General features: G+C 65.2%; 7 protein-coding genes and 1 pseudogene. 7 read left to right on the top strand and 1 reads right to left on the bottom strand.

Annotated features, from left to right (window positions below; genetic code table 11):
- Nucleotides 1-25: 25 nt before the first annotated feature.
- Entirely contained in the window at nt 26-2,170 is a 2,145-nt protein-coding gene (locus DIZ22_RS10870; protein WP_122928196.1) for an alpha-glucuronidase family glycosyl hydrolase, read from the bottom strand.
- Between the two features lie 201 nt (nt 2,171-2,371).
- On the opposite strand from DIZ22_RS10870, the gene DIZ22_RS10865 reads away from it, so the two are divergent.
- The 7 genes and pseudogenes from DIZ22_RS10865 to DIZ22_RS10835 all read left to right on the top strand — a co-directional run bounded on the left by DIZ22_RS10865 (nt 2,372) and on the right by DIZ22_RS10835 (nt 16,946).
- A complete protein-coding gene (locus tag DIZ22_RS10865; protein ID WP_240626847.1) occupies nt 2,372-4,696 on the top strand; it encodes a glycoside hydrolase family 3 N-terminal domain-containing protein in 2,325 nt (774 codons plus the stop codon).
- A 3-nt stretch (nt 4,697-4,699) separates the two neighbouring features.
- Nucleotides 4,700-7,078, top strand: coding sequence for a glycoside hydrolase family 3 N-terminal domain-containing protein (locus DIZ22_RS10860; protein ID WP_048937360.1), 2,379 nt, complete (start codon nt 4,700-4,702; stop codon nt 7,076-7,078).
- A gap of 86 nt (nt 7,079-7,164) precedes the next feature.
- A complete protein-coding gene (gene manD, locus DIZ22_RS10855; protein ID WP_004211435.1) occupies nt 7,165-8,376 on the top strand; it encodes a D-mannonate dehydratase ManD in 1,212 nt (403 codons plus the stop codon).
- A 138-nt stretch (nt 8,377-8,514) separates the two neighbouring features.
- Entirely contained in the window at nt 8,515-9,789 is a 1,275-nt protein-coding gene (locus DIZ22_RS10850; RefSeq protein ID WP_048937359.1) for an MFS transporter, read from the top strand.
- Between the two features lie 4 nt (nt 9,790-9,793).
- Nucleotides 9,794-11,254, top strand: a complete 1,461-nt coding sequence (locus tag DIZ22_RS10845) for a mannitol dehydrogenase family protein (protein WP_122928194.1) — start codon at nt 9,794-9,796, stop codon at nt 11,252-11,254.
- Between the two features lie 11 nt (nt 11,255-11,265).
- Nucleotides 11,266-13,947, top strand: a complete 2,682-nt coding sequence (gene galB, locus DIZ22_RS10840; protein WP_048937357.1) for a beta-galactosidase GalB — start codon at nt 11,266-11,268, stop codon at nt 13,945-13,947.
- A gap of 133 nt (nt 13,948-14,080) precedes the next feature.
- Nucleotides 14,081-16,946: pseudogene (locus DIZ22_RS10835) on the top strand (TonB-dependent receptor).
- The last annotated feature ends 176 nt before the right edge of the window (nt 16,947-17,122 follow it).

Below are 17,122 nucleotides of genomic sequence, written 5' to 3'. Positions count from 1 at the left end.
TCATTGCGCAAGCTTAAGTAAAATCTCATTTCGGATGCCCCGGCGCATAGGGGAAGCTCAGCGCCTTGTACCAGTCGAGCGGATGGGCGGGCGCCGCGCTGCCGGCGGGCAGGGGGCGGCCGGACACCGACTGGAAATAGGCGATGCAGGCGTCGCGCCACCATTGCGCTTCGCGATGCTGGATCGCCAGGAAGGTCTCGACCTGCGCGAAACGCTCGGCATCGACCTGGGGCTTGAGCTTGGCCCAGTCCCGCTGCATCGCCGCGACCGTTTCGACGCCCCGGTCATAATGATGGATGAGGCCGTCCCACAGTGTCTCGCCCGATTGCAGGCGATAGTCCCAGGGCAGGTGATGGAACCACAGCAGTTCGCGCTCCGGCGTGGTCTTCGGATTATCCAGCAGCTTCGCCAGCGCCGGCGCATATTGGCCGGTGGCATTGCTGCCCGTCCTGGTCCGGTCAAAGCCGATGCCTTGCCTGTCGGCCTTGTGATAATAGACCGGGTTCCATTCGGGCCGCGCCAGTTCGGACACCCAGGGGGCGGGGCCATAATGATGGCCAGTGCCCATGATATGGGCTAGGCCCAGCGGCGTCATATAGTCGACCGCCGCCTCGCGCGATCCCATCATCATCGCGACGATCGGCGCAACCACCCTGGGATCGGGGGAGAAGGTCTGCGCCGCCCATTCGCGCGCGACAGCTTCGGCGGTCAGGTCCGTATCCCACGCCATGCGGCCGAACGCATACCAGTCTGCCTGGTTGAAGATCGACCCGCTCCAGTCGCGGTCGACGCCGATATTGGCGACCCCGGCGATGCCGGTCAGCTTGTGGCCTTCCAGCGATCCGTCGATCACCTTGGCGACGGTCGATCCCTTGCCCCTGGCCAGCGTATCGCTCTTCAGTGTCTCCTCGAACAGCGTGCCGAGATAGGTAAGGTGGGTCGACTGGCCCAGATATTCCTTGGTGATCTGGAATTCCATCATCAGCGGCGTCTTGGGCATCGCGCCGAACAGCGGGTGGAAGGGTTCGCGCGGCTGGAAGTCGATTGCGCCATTCTTCACCTGGACGATGACATTGTCGGCAAACTGGCCGTCGAGCGGCTTGAAGTCGCTATAGGCCTGCTTGGCGCGATCGTCGGGATTGTCATGGGCATAGACGAAGGCGCGCCACATCACGATGCCGCCATGCGGCTTGACCGCAGCCGCCAGCATGTTGGCGCCGTCGGCATGGGTGCGCTTGTAATCCTGCGGGCCGGGCTGGCCCTCGCTGTTCGCCTTCACCAGGAAACCGCCGAAATCGGGGATCGCCTTGTAGATTTCGTCGGCCTTGGCCTTCCACCAGGCGGCAACCGCCGGATCGAGCGGATCGGCGCTTTTGAGGCCATCCAGTTCCATCGGCGCGGTCCATTTGACCGACAGATAGACCTTGATGCCATAGGGGCGGAACAGGTCGGCCAGCGCCGCCGCCTTGGCGATATAGGCCGCCGTCAGGCTGTCCGACTTGGCGTTCACATTGTTGAGCACCGTGCCGTTGATGCCCAGCGAGGCATTGGCGCGGGCATAGTCGGTATAGCGTGGCCCCTTATAATCGGGCAGGCGCCACCAGTCCCAGATCGACTGGCCGGCATAGCCGCGCTCGACCGTGCCATCCAGATTGTCCCAATGGTTGAGCAGGCGCAGGCCGATGCGCGGCGCGCTGCGCATATCGATCCGGTCGAGCGCTGCGCCGGTGCGGGCAAGGCGCAGCCAGGCATAGGCGCCGTGCAGCACGCCGACATCGGTCGCGCCGGCAATCACCGTCACCGGCTTGCCCGCGACCGTCATGGTGCGAATCGCATAACCATCTGCGCCCAGCCCGTCGGTCGATATGGACGGCTTGTCCTGCTGCGCGGCCGATTGCAGCAGGATCGCACCTTGCTGCACTTTTGCTGTCAGGGGCACGGTGGCGCCGGTCAGCCCGGCAATGCCGCGCTGCAATTCCCGCCGGGCGATCATCAGGGTAGGGCTGGCCCCGCCGACAATGCTGCGCGCGTTGGCCCCAATCTGTTGGGCAGCGGCGGCATCGGCCGGCGCATTGCGCAACCACAGATCATAACCGTCTTCCGCCAGCGCACGGGGCGCGCTGATCAAAAGGGCGCTGGCCATGATCCAGCAAAACAGGCGCGCAAACATTCGGTCCTCTCCCCCTTGGCCCGCAGGCAATTTTTTGGTGCATTGCCAACGGTGGCATTGACAAGCAGCTCTTGGGTTGTGATGGTAACGCTATCAGTTGATCGGCGGCAAGCAAAAAGGAAAGCCGCGACAAAATTGGAGAGGGGCGTCGTGATCCGGTCAGTTCAGTTTTTGTGCGCAGCATCAGCGCTGTCGCTGGTGATGGCGGCGCCGCTCACGCCCGTTACGGCAGCACCAGCGACCGGTCAGTCGGCCCGCCCGCTCTACAAGGATGCGTCCGCCCCGATCGAGGCGCGCGTCGATGATCTGCTGGCGCGCATGACGCTGGATGAAAAGATCGCCCAGATCACCACCGTCTGGACCGACAAGGTGAAGCTGCTGGACGCGCAGGGCGAACTGGACCCCAGCAAGCTCAGCCCGACCTTCCCCAACGGCATTGGCCATTTCACCCGGCCTTCCGACGGGCGCGGCAGTTTCAGCCCGCGCGTCGTGCCCGGCCGCGATCCGCGCCGCACCGTGGCACTGGTCAACGGCTTGCAGAAATGGGCGATGACGCAGACCCGGCTCGGCATCCCGATCCTGTTCCATGAAGAAGGGCTGCACGGCTATGCCGCCGTTGGCGCCACCAGCTTCCCCCAGTCGATCGCCATGGCGTCGAGCTGGGATCCCGCCATGCTGCGCCAGGTCAATCAGGTGATCGCCCGTGAAATCCGCGCGCGCGGCGTGCCGATGGTGCTCTCGCCCGTGGTCGACATCGCCCGCGACCCGCGCTGGGGCCGGATCGAGGAAACCTATGGCGAGGATCCCTATCTGGTCGGCGAAATGGGCGTTGCTGCGGTCGAGGGGCTTCAGGGTGTTGGCCGTTCGCGCACGCTCCAGCCCAATCATGTCTTCGCCACGCTCAAGCATCTGACCGGCCATGGCCAGCCCGAAAGCGGCACCAATATCGGCCCGGCGCCGGTATCGGAACGGGAATTGCGCGAGAATTTCTTCCCGCCCTTCGAACAGGTGGTGAAACGCGCCGGCATCGAGGCGGTGATGGCCAGCTATAACGAGATTGACGGCGTGCCCAGCCATGCCAATCGCTGGCTGCTGGAAAATATCCTGCGGGAAGAATGGGGCTTTCGCGGCGCCGTCGTCTCCGATTATTCGGCCGTCGATCAGTTGATGAGCATCCACCATATCGCCGCCAATCTGGAAGAGGCGGCGATGCGCGCGCTCGATGCCGGCGTCGATGCGGACCTGCCCGAGGGCCTGTCCTATGCCACGCTCGGCAAGCTGGTGCGCGAGGGCAAGGTCAGCGAGGCGAAGGTCGATCTCGCCGTGCGCCGCATGCTGGAGTTGAAGTTCCGCGCCGGCCTGTTTGAAAATCCCTATGCCGACGCCAATGCTGCGGCCGCGATCACCAATAATGAAGATGCCCGCGCGCTCGCCCGCACCGCCGCGCAGCGGTCGATCACCCTGCTCAAGAATGACGGTATGCTGCCGCTGAAGCCCGAAGGCACGATCGCGGTGATCGGCCCCAGCGCGGCGGTCGCGCGGCTGGGCGGCTATTATGGCCAGCCGCCGCACAGCGTCTCGATCCTCGAAGGGATCAAGGCGCGGGTCGGCACCAAGGCGAACATCGTCTTCGCTCAGGGCGTGAAGATCACCGAGGATGACGACTGGTGGGCCGACAGCGTCACCAAGTCGGACCCGGCCGAAAATCGCAAGCTGATCGCCCAGGCGGTCGAGGCGGCGCGCAATGTCGACCGCATCATCCTGACGCTCGGCGACACCGAACAGTCGAGCCGCGAGGGCTGGGCCGACAATCATCTGGGCGACCGCCCCAGCCTCGACCTGGTCGGCGAGCAGCAGGAGCTGTTCGATGCATTGAAAGCCCTGGGCAAGCCGATCACCGTCGTCCTCATCAACGGCCGTCCCGCTTCCACGGTCAAGGTCAGCGAACAGGCCAACGCCATCCTCGAAGGCTGGTATCTGGGCGAGCAGGGCGGCAATGCCGTGGCCGACATCCTGTTCGGTGACGTCAATCCGGGCGGCAAGCTTCCCGTTACCGTGCCGCGTTCGGCCGGCCAGTTGCCGCTTTTCTACAATATGAAGCCCTCGGCCCGGCGCGGCTATCTGTTCGACACCATAGACCCGCTCTATCCTTTCGGCTTCGGCCTTAGCTACACCAGCTTCAGCCTGTCGGCGCCGCGCCTGTCCGCCACCAGGATCGGCACCGGCGGCAAGACCAGCGTTTCGGTCGATGTCCGCAACACCGGCGCGCGGGAAGGGGACGAGGTCGTCCAGCTCTATATCCGCGACAAGGTCAGCTCGGTCACCCGCCCGGTCAAGGAGCTGAAGGGCTTCCAGCGCGTGACGCTGAAACCCGGCGAGAGCCGCACCGTGACCTTCACCGTCGGTCCCGAGGCGCTGCAGATGTGGAATGACCAGATGCACCGCGTCGTCGAACCCGGCGATTTCGAGATCATGACCGGCAACAGCTCGGTCGCGCTCCAGTCCACCACCCTGACGGTGCAATAAGCCATGATGACGACCCGTTTCGCCCGTCGCCAGGCGCTCGGCCTGCTCGCCTCCACCTCCGCGCTCGCCGCCGCCCCGCTGGCGGCGAAGGGGAAGGGCGGTCCGCTCTACAAGGACGCAACCGCCCCCATCGACCTGCGCGTGCGTGACCTGCTCGGCCGCATGACGCTGGAGGAAAAGGTCGGCCAGATCATCGCGCTCTGGGCGACCAAGGCCGACATCATGGACGATCTCACCTTCTCGCCGGCCAAGGCGAGCAAGGCCTATCCGGCGAGCTTCGGCCAGATCACCCGGCCGTCCGACCGGCGCGGCGCGCCCAATGGGTCGACCCAGGCCGGCGGCGTCGGTGCGCGCTGGCGCACCCCGGCCGATACTGTCGCCTTCATCAATGCCGTCCAGAAATGGGCGGTGGAGGACACCCGCCTCGGCATCCCTGTCCTCTTCCACGAGGAATCGCTCCACGGCTACATGGCGACCGACGCCACCATGTTCCCGATGGCGATCGGCCTTGCCGGCAGCTTCGACCGCCAGCTGATGACCGATGTCCAGTCGGTTATCGCGCGGGAAGTGCGCGCGCGCGGCGTCCATCTCGCCCTCTCGCCGGTGGTCGACATCGCCCGCGACCCGCGCTGGGGCCGGATTGAGGAGACTTTTGGCGAAGACCCCTATCTCTGCGGCGAGATGGGCGTTGCAGCCGTGCTGGGCCTGCAGGGGGAGGGCAAGCAGATCGGCCCGGACAAGGTCATGGCCACGCTCAAGCATATGACCGGCCATGGCCAGCCGCAGGCGGGCGAGAATATCGCGCCCGCGCCGATCAGCGAGCGCGAACTGCGCGAGAATTTCTTCCCGCCCTTCCGTCAGGTGGTCAAGCGCACCGGCATCGCCGCCGTCATGCCCAGCTATAACGAGATTGACGGCGTCCCCAGCCATCAGAACAAATGGCTGCTCGGCGACATTTTGCGCGGCGAATGGCATTTCGACGGCGCCGTGGTCAGCGACTATGGCGCCGTCCCCGAACTCGACACCATCCACCATGTCCAGCCCGACCTGGAGGCGACGGCCCGTGCCGCGCTCCGCGCCGGGGTCGATTGCGAGCTGCCCGATGGCCTGGCCTATCGCACGCTCGTGGAGCAGGTCCGCGCCGGAAAAGTGCCCCTTGAGGCCGTCAACCTCGCCTGCACGCGGATGTTGACGCTCAAGTTCCGCGCGGGCCTGTTCGAAAACCCCTGGCCACGCGCCGATTATGATGCGCTCACCGGCAATGCGGAGGCGCGCGCGCTGGCGCTCAAGGCGGCGCACAAGTCGATCGTCTTGCTCAAGAATGACGGCACCTTGCCGCTCAAGCCCGGCGCCCATCGCAAGGTGGCCGTGATCGGCCCCAATGCCGCGATCGCGCGGCTGGGCGGCTATTCCTCGATCCCGCGCCAGGCGGTTTCACTGCTCGATGGCATCAGGGCGAAGCTCGGCAACCGGGCGGACATCGTCCACGCCCAGGGCGTCTTCATCACCCAGAGCGAGGATCGCTCGGTGGACGAAGTGCTGCTGGCCGATCCGGCGAAGAACCGCCAGCTGATCGCCGAAGCGGTCGAGGTCGCGAAGACCGCCGACATCATCCTGCTGGCCATCGGCGACACCGAACAGACCAGCCGCGAAGGCTTTGCCAAAAACCATCTGGGCGATCGCACCAGCCTCGATCTGGTCGGCGAGCAGAATGACCTGTTCGCCGCGATGAAGGCGACCGGAAAGCCGGTGGTGGTGTGCGCCATCAACGGTCGCCCGCCCAGCTATCCCGCCGTGGTCGATGGCGCCAATGCGCTGATCGAATGCTGGTATCCGGGGCAGGAGGGCGGCACGGCCATGGCCGACATATTGTTCGGAGACGTCAATCCGGGGGCCAAGCTGCCCGTCACCGTCGCGCGCGACGCGGGCCAGATCCCGATCTTCTACAACCGCAAGCCATCCTCGCGGCGCGGCTATCTCTTCGCCGATGCCAGCCCGCTTTTCCCGTTCGGCTTCGGCCTCAGCTACACCAAATTCGCCTTCGGTCCGCCGCGCCTGTCGGCCAGCCGCATTGGCGTGGGCGGCGACGTGACGGTGGAGGTCGATGTCCGCAATGTCGGCACTGTCGCGGGCGAAGAGGTGGTGCAGCTCTATGTCCATGACCAGACCGCCTCGGTCACCCGCCCGCTCAAGGAACTGAAGGGCTTTGAGCGGATCGCGCTGGCGCCGGGCGAAAGCCGCACCGTGCGCCTGACCATCGGTCCCGAAGCCTTCGCGCTGTGGAATCTCGACATGCGCGAAGTGGTCGAACCCGGCCTGTTCGACATCATGGTCGGGCCGGACAGCGCCACGCTTCAGACGATTACATTGGAGATCGCCTGACGGTATTGGCCTGACCAATATCGTTGAAGGCAAATTGATTATCGCCTATGGCCATTATTGGTCATACCAGTTTTAGGGGAGCATCCATGCCCAAGATTACCGGCGCCAAGGTCATCGTCACCTGCCCTGGCCGCAATTTCGTCACCCTCAAGATCGAGACCGAAGAGGGCGTCTATGGTCTGGGCGATGCGACCCTCAATGGCCGCGAACTGTCCGTCGCCTCCTATCTGCAGGACCATGTCATTCCCTGCCTGATCGGCCGGGACGCGCACCAGATCGAGGATATCTGGCAATATCTCTACAAGGGCGCCTATTGGCGCCGTGGCCCGGTGACGATGTCGGCCATCGCCGCCGTCGACACCGCGCTCTGGGACATCAAGGGCAAGATTGCCGGCCTGCCGGTCTATCAGCTGCTCGGCGGTGCCAGCCGCGAAAGCGTCATGGTCTATGGCCATGCCAATGGCACGACGATCGAGGATACGGTCAAGGTCGCGCTGGAATATCAGGCGCAGGGCTACAAGGCGATCCGCATCCAGTGCGGCGTCCCTGGCATGGCATCGACCTATGGCGTGTCGAAGGACAAATATTTCTACGAACCCGCCGACGCCGACCTGCCGACCGAAAATGTCTGGAATACCAGCAAATATCTCCGCATCGTCCCCGAACTGTTCAAGGCGGCCCGCGAAGCGCTGGGCTGGGACGTGCATCTGCTGCACGACATCCATCATCGCCTGACCCCGATCGAGGCCGGGCGTCTGGGCAAGGATCTGGAACAATATCGCCCCTTCTGGCTGGAAGATGCGACGCCGGCTGAAAATCAGGATGCGTTCAAGCTGATCCGCCAGCACACCACCACGCCGCTGGCCGTGGGCGAGATTTTCAACTCGATCCATGATTGCCGCGAACTGATCCAGAACCAGCTGATCGACTATATCCGCGCCACCGTGGTCCATGCCGGCGGCATCAGCCACCTGCGCAAGATCGCGAACCTCGCCGATCTCTATCAGGTCCGCACCGGCTGCCACGGCGCGACCGACCTGTCGCCGGTCTGCATGGCCGCTGCGCTCCATTTCGATCTGTCGGTGCCCAATTTCGGGGTGCAGGAATATATGCGCCACACGCCCGAGACCGACGCGGTCTTCCCCCATGCTTACACGTTCGAAAACGGCGCGATGCATCCGGGCGACAAGCCGGGCCTGGGCGTCGACATCGACGAGGAACTGGCCGCCAAATATGAATATAATCGCGCCTTCCTGCCGGTGAACCGGCTCGAAGACGGCACCATGTTCAACTGGTGATCGCTTGACCTGCTTTGGCCACTCCACGCCGTCATCCCCGCGAAAGCGGGGATCCATCTCCTGCCATAGCCCCAATCGCGAGGTCCGGAGGTGGATTCCCGCGTTCGCGGGAATGACGAAACATTGTCGGAGTGGCCAATGACCACCATCCCCAAACCGTCCGGAAAGGTCCGCTGGATCGTCTGCGGCTTGCTCTTTGCGGCGGTGGTGCTGAGCTATATCGACCGGCTCGTCCTGCCGACGCTCAAGCCCGATCTGCAGGCCCGCTATGGCTGGAGCGAGAGCGGCTATGCCGATCTCGCCATCTGGTTCCAGGCCGGCTACGGCATCGCCTATGTCGCCTTCGGCCGGCTCATCGACCGGATCGGCGCGCGGGCCGGCTATGCGCTGGCGGTCGGCCTGTGGACCGTCGGCCATGTCATGCACATCTTCTTCACCTCGACCGCCGGCATGCTGTTTGCCCGCATTCCGCTGGCGATCGGCGAGGCGGGCACCTTCCCGGCGGCGATCGCCGCCACCAATGAATGGTTCCCCAAGAAGGAACGCGCCTTCGCCATCGGCATCTTCAATGCCGGCTCCAATGTCGGTGCGATCCTGACGCCGCTGATCGTCCCGGTCATTGCGGTCACGCTGGGCTGGCGTTGGGCCTTCATCCTCACCGGCCTGCTGACGGTCTTCTGGCTCGCCGCCTGGCTGACCTTCTACCGCCGCCCGCGCGAAAAGAAGGGGCTGAGCGCGCAGGAACTGGCCTGGATCGAGGCGGACCCGCAGGAACCGGCCCGCCCGGTCAAGTGGCGCACCCTGTTCCGCTATCGCCAGGCCTGGGCCTATATGACCTCGCGCTTCCTGATCGATCCGGTCTGGTGGACCTTCCTCTTCTGGCTGCCCGATTTCTTCAACAAGCAATATGGCGTGAAGATGCTGGATTTCGGCCCGCCGCTGATCGCCGTCTATCTGCTCGCCGATGTCGGCTCTGTCGCGGGCGGCTGGCTGTCGTCGCGCCTGATGGGCCGGGGCATGGCCATCAACCGCGCCCGCAAGACGGCGATGTTCTGTGCCGGGCTTTGTGCCCTGCCGATCGCCTTCGCCGCACAGGCGCCCAATATGTGGATCGCGGTCGGCCTGATCGGCCTCGCCTGCGCCGGGCACCAGGGCTTTTCGGCCAATGTCTATGCGCTGCCGGGCGATCTCTTCCCGCGCTGGATGGCGGGGTCGGTGGTCGGCCTTGGCGGGCTGGCCGGCGCGATCGGCGGCATGCTGATGGCCAAGTTCGCCGGCATCATCCTGGAAACCGTCGGCAGCTTCCAGCCGATCTTCATCGTCGCATCCTGTGCCTATCTGCTGGCGCTGCTGGTGCTGCACCTTATCGTCCCGCGCTATGCGCCCGTGACTCTCTCGCAAGAGGCTGCCTGATCCTGTGACCCGTCTATCGTCCGCCACGCTCGCCGGCCTGCCCGCCGATATCGTCCGTCCCGGCTATGATCGCGCGGCGGTCCGTCCCGGCGTCGTCCATCTCGGCATCGGCGCCTTCAACCGCGCGCACCAGGCGGTCATCTTCGATGATGCCCTGACCGCCGGTGACCTGCGCTGGGGCGTGATCGCCGCGTCGCTGCGGTCGCCCGGCGTGCGCGACCAGATGATGCCGCAGGACTGCCTCTACACCATGCTGGTGCGCGATGGTTCGGCCGAGCAGGCGCGCATCATCGGCGTGGTCAGCCAGGTATTGGTCGCCCCGGAAGACCCGGCCGCATTGGTCGCCTCGCTCGCCGCGCCCGATACCCATATCGTTACCCTGACCGTGACCGAGAAGGGCTATAAGCTCGATCCGGCGACCGGCGCCCTGATCGAGGGCGATCCCCAACTCGCCGCCGACCTTGCCTCGCTCGCCGCGCCGCAGACTGCGCCCGGCTTCCTCGTCGCCGCGCTCGCCGCGCGACGGGCCGCGGGCCTGCCGCCCTTCACCGCGATCAGCTGCGACAATCTGCCGCACAACGGCACCCGGTTGCGCAACGCCGTGCTGGCGCTCGCTGCCCGGCACGACCCGGCGCTGGCCGACTGGATCGCGGCGGAAGGGGCCTTTCCCGAAACCATGGTCGACCGCATCGTCCCCGCCACCACCGACGCCGACATCGCCGCGCTCGCCGACCGGCTGGGGGTGGAAGACCAGGCCATGGTCAAGACCGAACCCTTCCTGCAATGGGTGATTGAGGATAAATTCTGCGGCCCGCGCCCGGATTTCGGCGCCGGGGTTCAGGTCACCGCCGCCGTCGCCCCCTGGGAGGAGGCGAAGCTGCGCCTGCTCAACGGCGCGCATAGCGGCATCGCCTATCTCGGCGGCCTTGCCGGCATCGACCATGTCCATGAAGTGCTGGCGCTGTCCGAAGCCCGGCATTTCGTCGAAACCCTGTGGGACGAGGCGCAGACCACCCTGTCGCCCCCGCCCGAGCTGGACGTCGCCGCCTATCGTCGCGAGCTGATGGCGCGTTTCGACAATCCGACCCTGCAGCATCGCACCCGCCAGATCGCGATGGACGGCTCGCAAAAGCTGCCCCAGCGCCTGCTCGCCACCATCGCCGCGCGGCTGTCGGCAGGGCAGGGGATCGATGCCCTGTCGCTCGCCGTCGCCGCCTGGGTCCGCTGGCAGGCCGGCGTCGATGATCGGGGCGAAGCGCATGTCGTCGACGATCCGCTCGCCGCTGCCATCGCGGCCCGCCTTGCCGACGCCCCTTCCACCAAGGCTCGGGTCGACGCGATCCTCGCCTTCGATGCCGTGGTGCCCGCCGACCTTGCCGGCAACGCCGCCTTCCGCGCCGCGCTGATCCGCTGGCTCGCCATTCTCGAAGCCGACGGTGCCCGCGCCGCGCTCGCCCAGCTCTGACGGAGCCCCTGATGAAGACCCTGCGCACCATCCTGCTCGCCTCCTGCCTGCTCAGCCCCGCGACGCTGCTGGCCGCGCCGCGCGACAGCGTCTCGATCAGCCGCGACTGGCGCTTCACCAAGGGCGATCCCGCCGGCCTGACCGAGGATTTGCGCTATGATGTGCGCCCTCGAATAGAGGATGCCGGCGACGGCAAGGTGGCCGACGCCCGTCCCGACGCGGCGGTGCAGGTGGACGATAGCGGCGCCCGCGTGCTCAAGCCCTGGATATTGCCCAGCGCCAATCCTTTCATCGCCGATCCCGCCAGGCATCACACCCGTCCCGCCGGCAATCCGGGCGGCACCGTCTCCTATGTCCAGCCCGGCTTCGACGACAGCGGCTGGACCCATGTCGACCTGCCGCACGACTGGGCGATCGCCGGTCCCTTCATCAAGGATGGCCCCTATGGCGGCATGGGCCGCCTGCCCAGCTGGGGCATTGGCTGGTATCGCAAGGCGCTGACCATCCCCGCCAGTGACAAGGGCAAGTCGATCTTCCTCGATGTCGAAGGGGCGATGTCCTACGCCACCGTCTGGTTGAATGGAAAGCTCGTCGGCGGCTGGCCCTATGGCTATAACAGCTTCCGCCTCGACCTTACCCCCTATGCGGTGCCGGGCGGGCAGAACCAGCTGGTGATCCGGCTCGACAATCCCCAAGCCTCGGCGCGCTGGTATCCGGGCGGCGGCCTCTATCGCGACATCTATCTCACCACCACCAACAAGGTCCATGTCGGCCAGTGGGGCAGTATCGTCCGCACGCCGCAGGTCAGCAAGGCGCAGGCCAGCGTGGACCTGAGCCTCACCCTCGACAATGACGGCGACACCCCGGCGCAGGTCGAGGTTGCGACCGCCCTCTACGCCATCGACGCCAGCGGCAAGCGGCTCGGCCGCCCCGTCGCCAGCATCGCCCGCCAATCGACCAGCATCGCCCCCCATGGCAAGGCGGAGCTGAAGGGCAACACGATCCTCAGCAACCCGCGCCTCTGGGGCCCGCCGCCGACGCAGCAACCCAACCGCTATGTCGCCGTCTCGACCGTGACCCAGGGTGGCAAGCTGATCGACAGCTACGAGACCCGCTTCGGCGTGCGCGACATCAAGTTCGATCCCGACAAGGGCGTGATCGTCAATGGCGAGCAGATCCCGCTGCGCGGCGTCAACAATCATCATGACCTTGGCGCACTCGGCGCCGCCTTCAACGCCCGCGCGGCCGAGCGCCAGCTCGAAATCCTGCGCGACATGGGCACCAACGCCGTGCGCATGAGCCATAATCCGCCCGCGCCCGAACTGCTCGAACTCACCGACCGCATGGGCTTCCTGGTGATGGACGAGGTGTTCGACAGCTGGGAGAAGAAGAAGACCCCGCACGATTTCCATCTGATCTTCCCGGATTGGCATGAGGCCGACGCCCGCGCCATGCTGCGCCGCGACCGCAACCATCCCTCGATCATCATCTGGAGCATCGGCAACGAGGTCGGCGAACAATATGATGGTGAGGCGGGGGCGAAGATCGGCCGCGAACTGGTCGCCATCGCGCATCAGGAAGACCCGACCCGGCCCGCCACCAGCGCGATGAACTATGCCAAGGCGGACATGCTGCTGCCCACCACCGTGGACGTCATCAGCCTCAATTATCAGGGCGCCGGCATTCGCGGCATCGTCGGCCAATATCCCGCCTTCCGCGCGAAATTCCCGGACAAGCTGATCCTGTCCACCGAAAGCGCCTCGGCCCTGTCCAGCCGCGGCGAATATATGTTCCCGGTCGCCGGCGCGATCAGCGGCCCGGTCCGCCCCTGGTCGGGCGGCAATCCCGACACGCATCAGGTGTCCGCCTATGAGATGCACGCCGCCGATTTCGGGTCCTCGCCCGATCGGGTCTGGGCCGCCGATGACCAGAACCCCTATGTTGCGGGCGAGTTCGTCTGGACCGGCTTCGATTATCTGGGCGAACCGACTCCCTATTACACGTCGCGCAGCAGCTATTCCGGCATCCTCGATCTCGCCGGCTTCCCCAAGGACCGCTTCTGGCTCTACCAGGCGCGCTGGCGGCCCGACCTCAAATTCGCGCATATCCTGCCGCACTGGACCTGGCCCGACCGCGTCGGTCAGATCACGCCGGTCCATGTCTTCTCCTCGGCCGACGAGGCGGAGCTGTTCGTGAACGGCAAGTCGCAGGGCAAGGTCAAGAAGCGCGATTATGAATATCGCTTCCGCTGGGACTATGTCGTCTATGAACCGGGCGAGGTGAAGGTCGTCACCTGGAAGAAGGGCCAGCCCTGGGCGACGGAAACGATCCGCACCGTGGGCGACGCAGCGAAATTGTCGCTGACCACCGATCGCAGCGCCATTGCCGATGACGGCCGTGACCTCAGTTTCGTGACGCTCAAGGTCCTCGACAAGGACGGCAATGTCGTCCCGGCCGCCAAGCAGGACATCCGCTTCTCGATCGAGGGACCGGGCGAGATCATTGCCACCGACAATGGCGACCCGACCGATCTGACTGCCTTTCCGTCGAAAGATCGCAAGGCTTTCAATGGCCTGGCGCTAGTGATCGTGAAGGCCAAGCCGGGCGAGAAGGGGCGGGTGACCGTCCGCGCCAGCGCACCGGGCCTGACCGCGGCGCAGGCCGTCATCAGCACAAATGCCACAGTCCGCTGAAAATTAATAACGTTACCATTTTCGCCCGTCCCATATCTTGACAATTGGGACGGGCACTTTATTGGTCTGCATCTGATAGCGCTACCAGATACGCCCACCGGATAGTCGGGGGCAGCGCTCGGGGAGAGGTTGTATGAACGTTTCACGCCACCATAATATCCGTGCGGCCCTGTTCGCCGCATCCGCCTTCGGTGCGCTGGGCCTGGCCCAGGCTGCCGCCGCGCAGGATGCCGCCGCACCGGCCGAAACCGCCGCCGCGCCGCATGACAGCGAAACCGCCGACATCGTCGTCACCGGTATCCGCGCCTCGCTGGAAAGCGCCACCAACGCCAAGAAGAATGCGGTTGCCTTCGGCGACTCGATCTTCGCGGAAGATATCGGCAAGCTGCCCGCCACCAACCTCGCTGAAACGCTGAACCGCATGCCCGGCGTGCGCCTCAACCGCGACATCAACGGTGAAGGCACCCAGGTCGCGATCCGCGGCCTTGGCCCCAGCTTCACCCGCGTGCTGCTCAACGGTTCGCAGCTTCAGGTTGCATCGGATGGCGGCACCAACGGCGGCAGCGCCAACCGCGAAGTCGATCTCGACTTCTTCCCGTCGGAACTCTTCACCCGCCTCGACCTCGCCAAGAGCCCGTCGCCCTCGACGCTCGAAGGTGGCATCGCCGGCACCGTCAACCTGCGCAATGCCCGTCCCTTCGACAAGGAAGGCACCCATGTCACCGTCGTGGCGCAGGGCCAATATACCGACAATAACGACAAGTTCAGCCCGCGCGGCGCGATCGTCGCCAGCCACACCACCGACACGTTCGGTATCCTTGTCGGCGTTGCCGGCGTGAAGACCAAGACCCGCGTCGATGGCTTTGAATCGGTCGGCTGGACCGACGGTAATCTCGGCACCGGCGACGCCGGCGGCAATAATTTCTCCTGGGCCTCGGTCGTTCCCAACAATACCGGCCATGGCCTGGTCGCCGGCCAGCCGGTCGATGTCGTCGCCACTTCGGGCCTCACCCGCGACCAGCTCAGCACCGCACTGATCCCGCGTCTCGGCCGCAAGAGCCTGACCGAAGGCGATCGCTCGCGCATCTCGGCGCTGGCCTCGCTCGAATGGCGCCCGTCGGACGAGCTGCATTTCGCCCTGGACGGCATCTGGGCCAAGTCCAAGCGCGACTACAGCAAGGTCAACATGAACTGGCAGGTCCGCAACTCGGGGCCGGGCACCAGCGCCCAGTCGACCGGTGGCATGGTGCCGATCGACCTGACCGTCGATGACAATGGCGTCGTCACCAGCGGCACCTTCGCCAACTCCTCCTATTTCCTCGAAGCCAGCCTGTTCAAGCAGACGACCAAATTCTGGAACGTCAACCCGAGCGTCAGCTGGCAGCCGACCGAGGATCTGAAGGTCGACCTCAGCGCCAACTGGTCGAAGAGCCGCTTCTTCCGCGAACAGCCGACCTGGGCCTTCCAGACCACGCCGCAGTCGGGCGTCGAAACCTATTATGACAATACCGGTGGCGACTATCCGTCGATCACCAGCAATCTCGACCTCAACGATCCGAACAATGGCAGCTGGCAATGGTATCGCCAGAATATCCAGCTGGTCCGTCGCAAGACCGAGACCAAGGGCGCGCATCTCGACGTGACCTATGGCGATGACATGTTCAACGTGAAGGTCGGCGGCGCCTATGATCAGGCGACCCGTTCGATCCGCGCCTATGACAACAGCACCGCCTATCAGCTGTCGGTCTGCGGCACTGGCTGCACCGGCGCCACCGGCACCGTGCCGACCAGCGCCATCGCTCAGTATCTGCGCAGCTCCTCGACCGCCGGCTTCATCGTGCCGGACTTCGATGCGCTCAAGCAGGCCACCAACTATGCCAGCTATCGCGACAGCGCGCCCGAAGCACGCGGTGCCGTCACTGGCGGTGCGACCGGCGACATGGATGAAAAGGTCTGGGGTGCCTATTTCGAACTGAACGGCGTCACGACCATTGCCGGCCGCGACCTGCACATCAACACCGGCATGCGCTACGCCCACACCGACCAGCTGGTCGTCGGGCCGAGCCAGGTCGGCACGGCGATCGTCGACATCACCTCGTCCTCGACCTACGAAAATTTCCTGCCGTCGATCAACCTGACCTATGATGTCGCCGACAATGTGAAGCTGCGTGCCTCGGCCTCGCGGACGATGACCCGCCCGGATGCCGGCGCGATCCTGCCGGGCATCACCTTCTCCGATCCTTCGGCGCTGACCGCCACGGCGGGCAACCCGAACCTCAAGCCCTACACCTCGGACAATTATGACCTGGGCGGCGAAATCTACACCGGCGGCATCGGTTATGTCGGCGTGTCGCTGTTCATGAAGAACATCCAGGGCTTCACCGTCACCACCTCCGAACAGGTTGCCTTCGGGTCGCTCAACATTCCGTTCGACAGCCTGATCTCGACGCAGCAGAACGCCCTCAACGACCGGTCGCTCCAGACCGGCATCCCCGGTCGCTCAGCTGCCGATCACCGTGAACCGCCCGGTCAACCTGCGCGATCTCAAGATCAAGGGTATCGAAGCGACCTGGGTGCAGCCGCTCGACTTCCTGGTGAAGGGCCTCGGCTTCTCGGCCAACGGCACTTACCTGAAGCAGTCCTCCTCCTCGGGTCTGGTTGCGACTGGCGTGTCGCCCTGGAGCTACAACCTGCAGGGCTTCTATGAAAATGGCGGTCTGTCGGTCAGCGTGAACTATGTCTGGAATGACGAGGCGATCGCCGTGAACGGTCCGCAGAACGGCATCAACGGCGCCGACCTCAAGTCCGACGCCCGTGGCCAGCTCGACATGTCGGCCGGCTATCAGCTGCCCTTCTTCAACAAGGCGCTGCGCCTGACGCTCGATGTGCTGAACATCACGGACGAGCCGATCCGCACCACCTTCGAATATTCGAACGCGGCCTATTCGGTCTATTATCCCGGTCGCACCGTGCTGGCCGGTATCCGGGCCAACTTCTGATCCTCCCCCAGGGATGCACTGACAGGGCCGGCGGCAACGCCGGCCCTTTTTCTTGGGAGCATGGGGCGGTCCTCGGCCTGTGGACCGGAGTGCTTCCCAAATTGGATTTTCTTTGATCTACCCTGTGGGATGAAACCGCCCGTCTCCGCCTCCATCGATCGCATCCGCTGTCGCTT

It is taken from the genome of Sphingobium sp. LF-16, from assembly GCF_003711185.1.
Lineage (GTDB): Bacteria > Pseudomonadota > Alphaproteobacteria > Sphingomonadales > Sphingomonadaceae > Sphingobium > Sphingobium yanoikuyae_A.
Note: the sequence above shows the minus strand (reverse complement) of the source record. Positions and strands in the feature narration are given on the sequence as shown.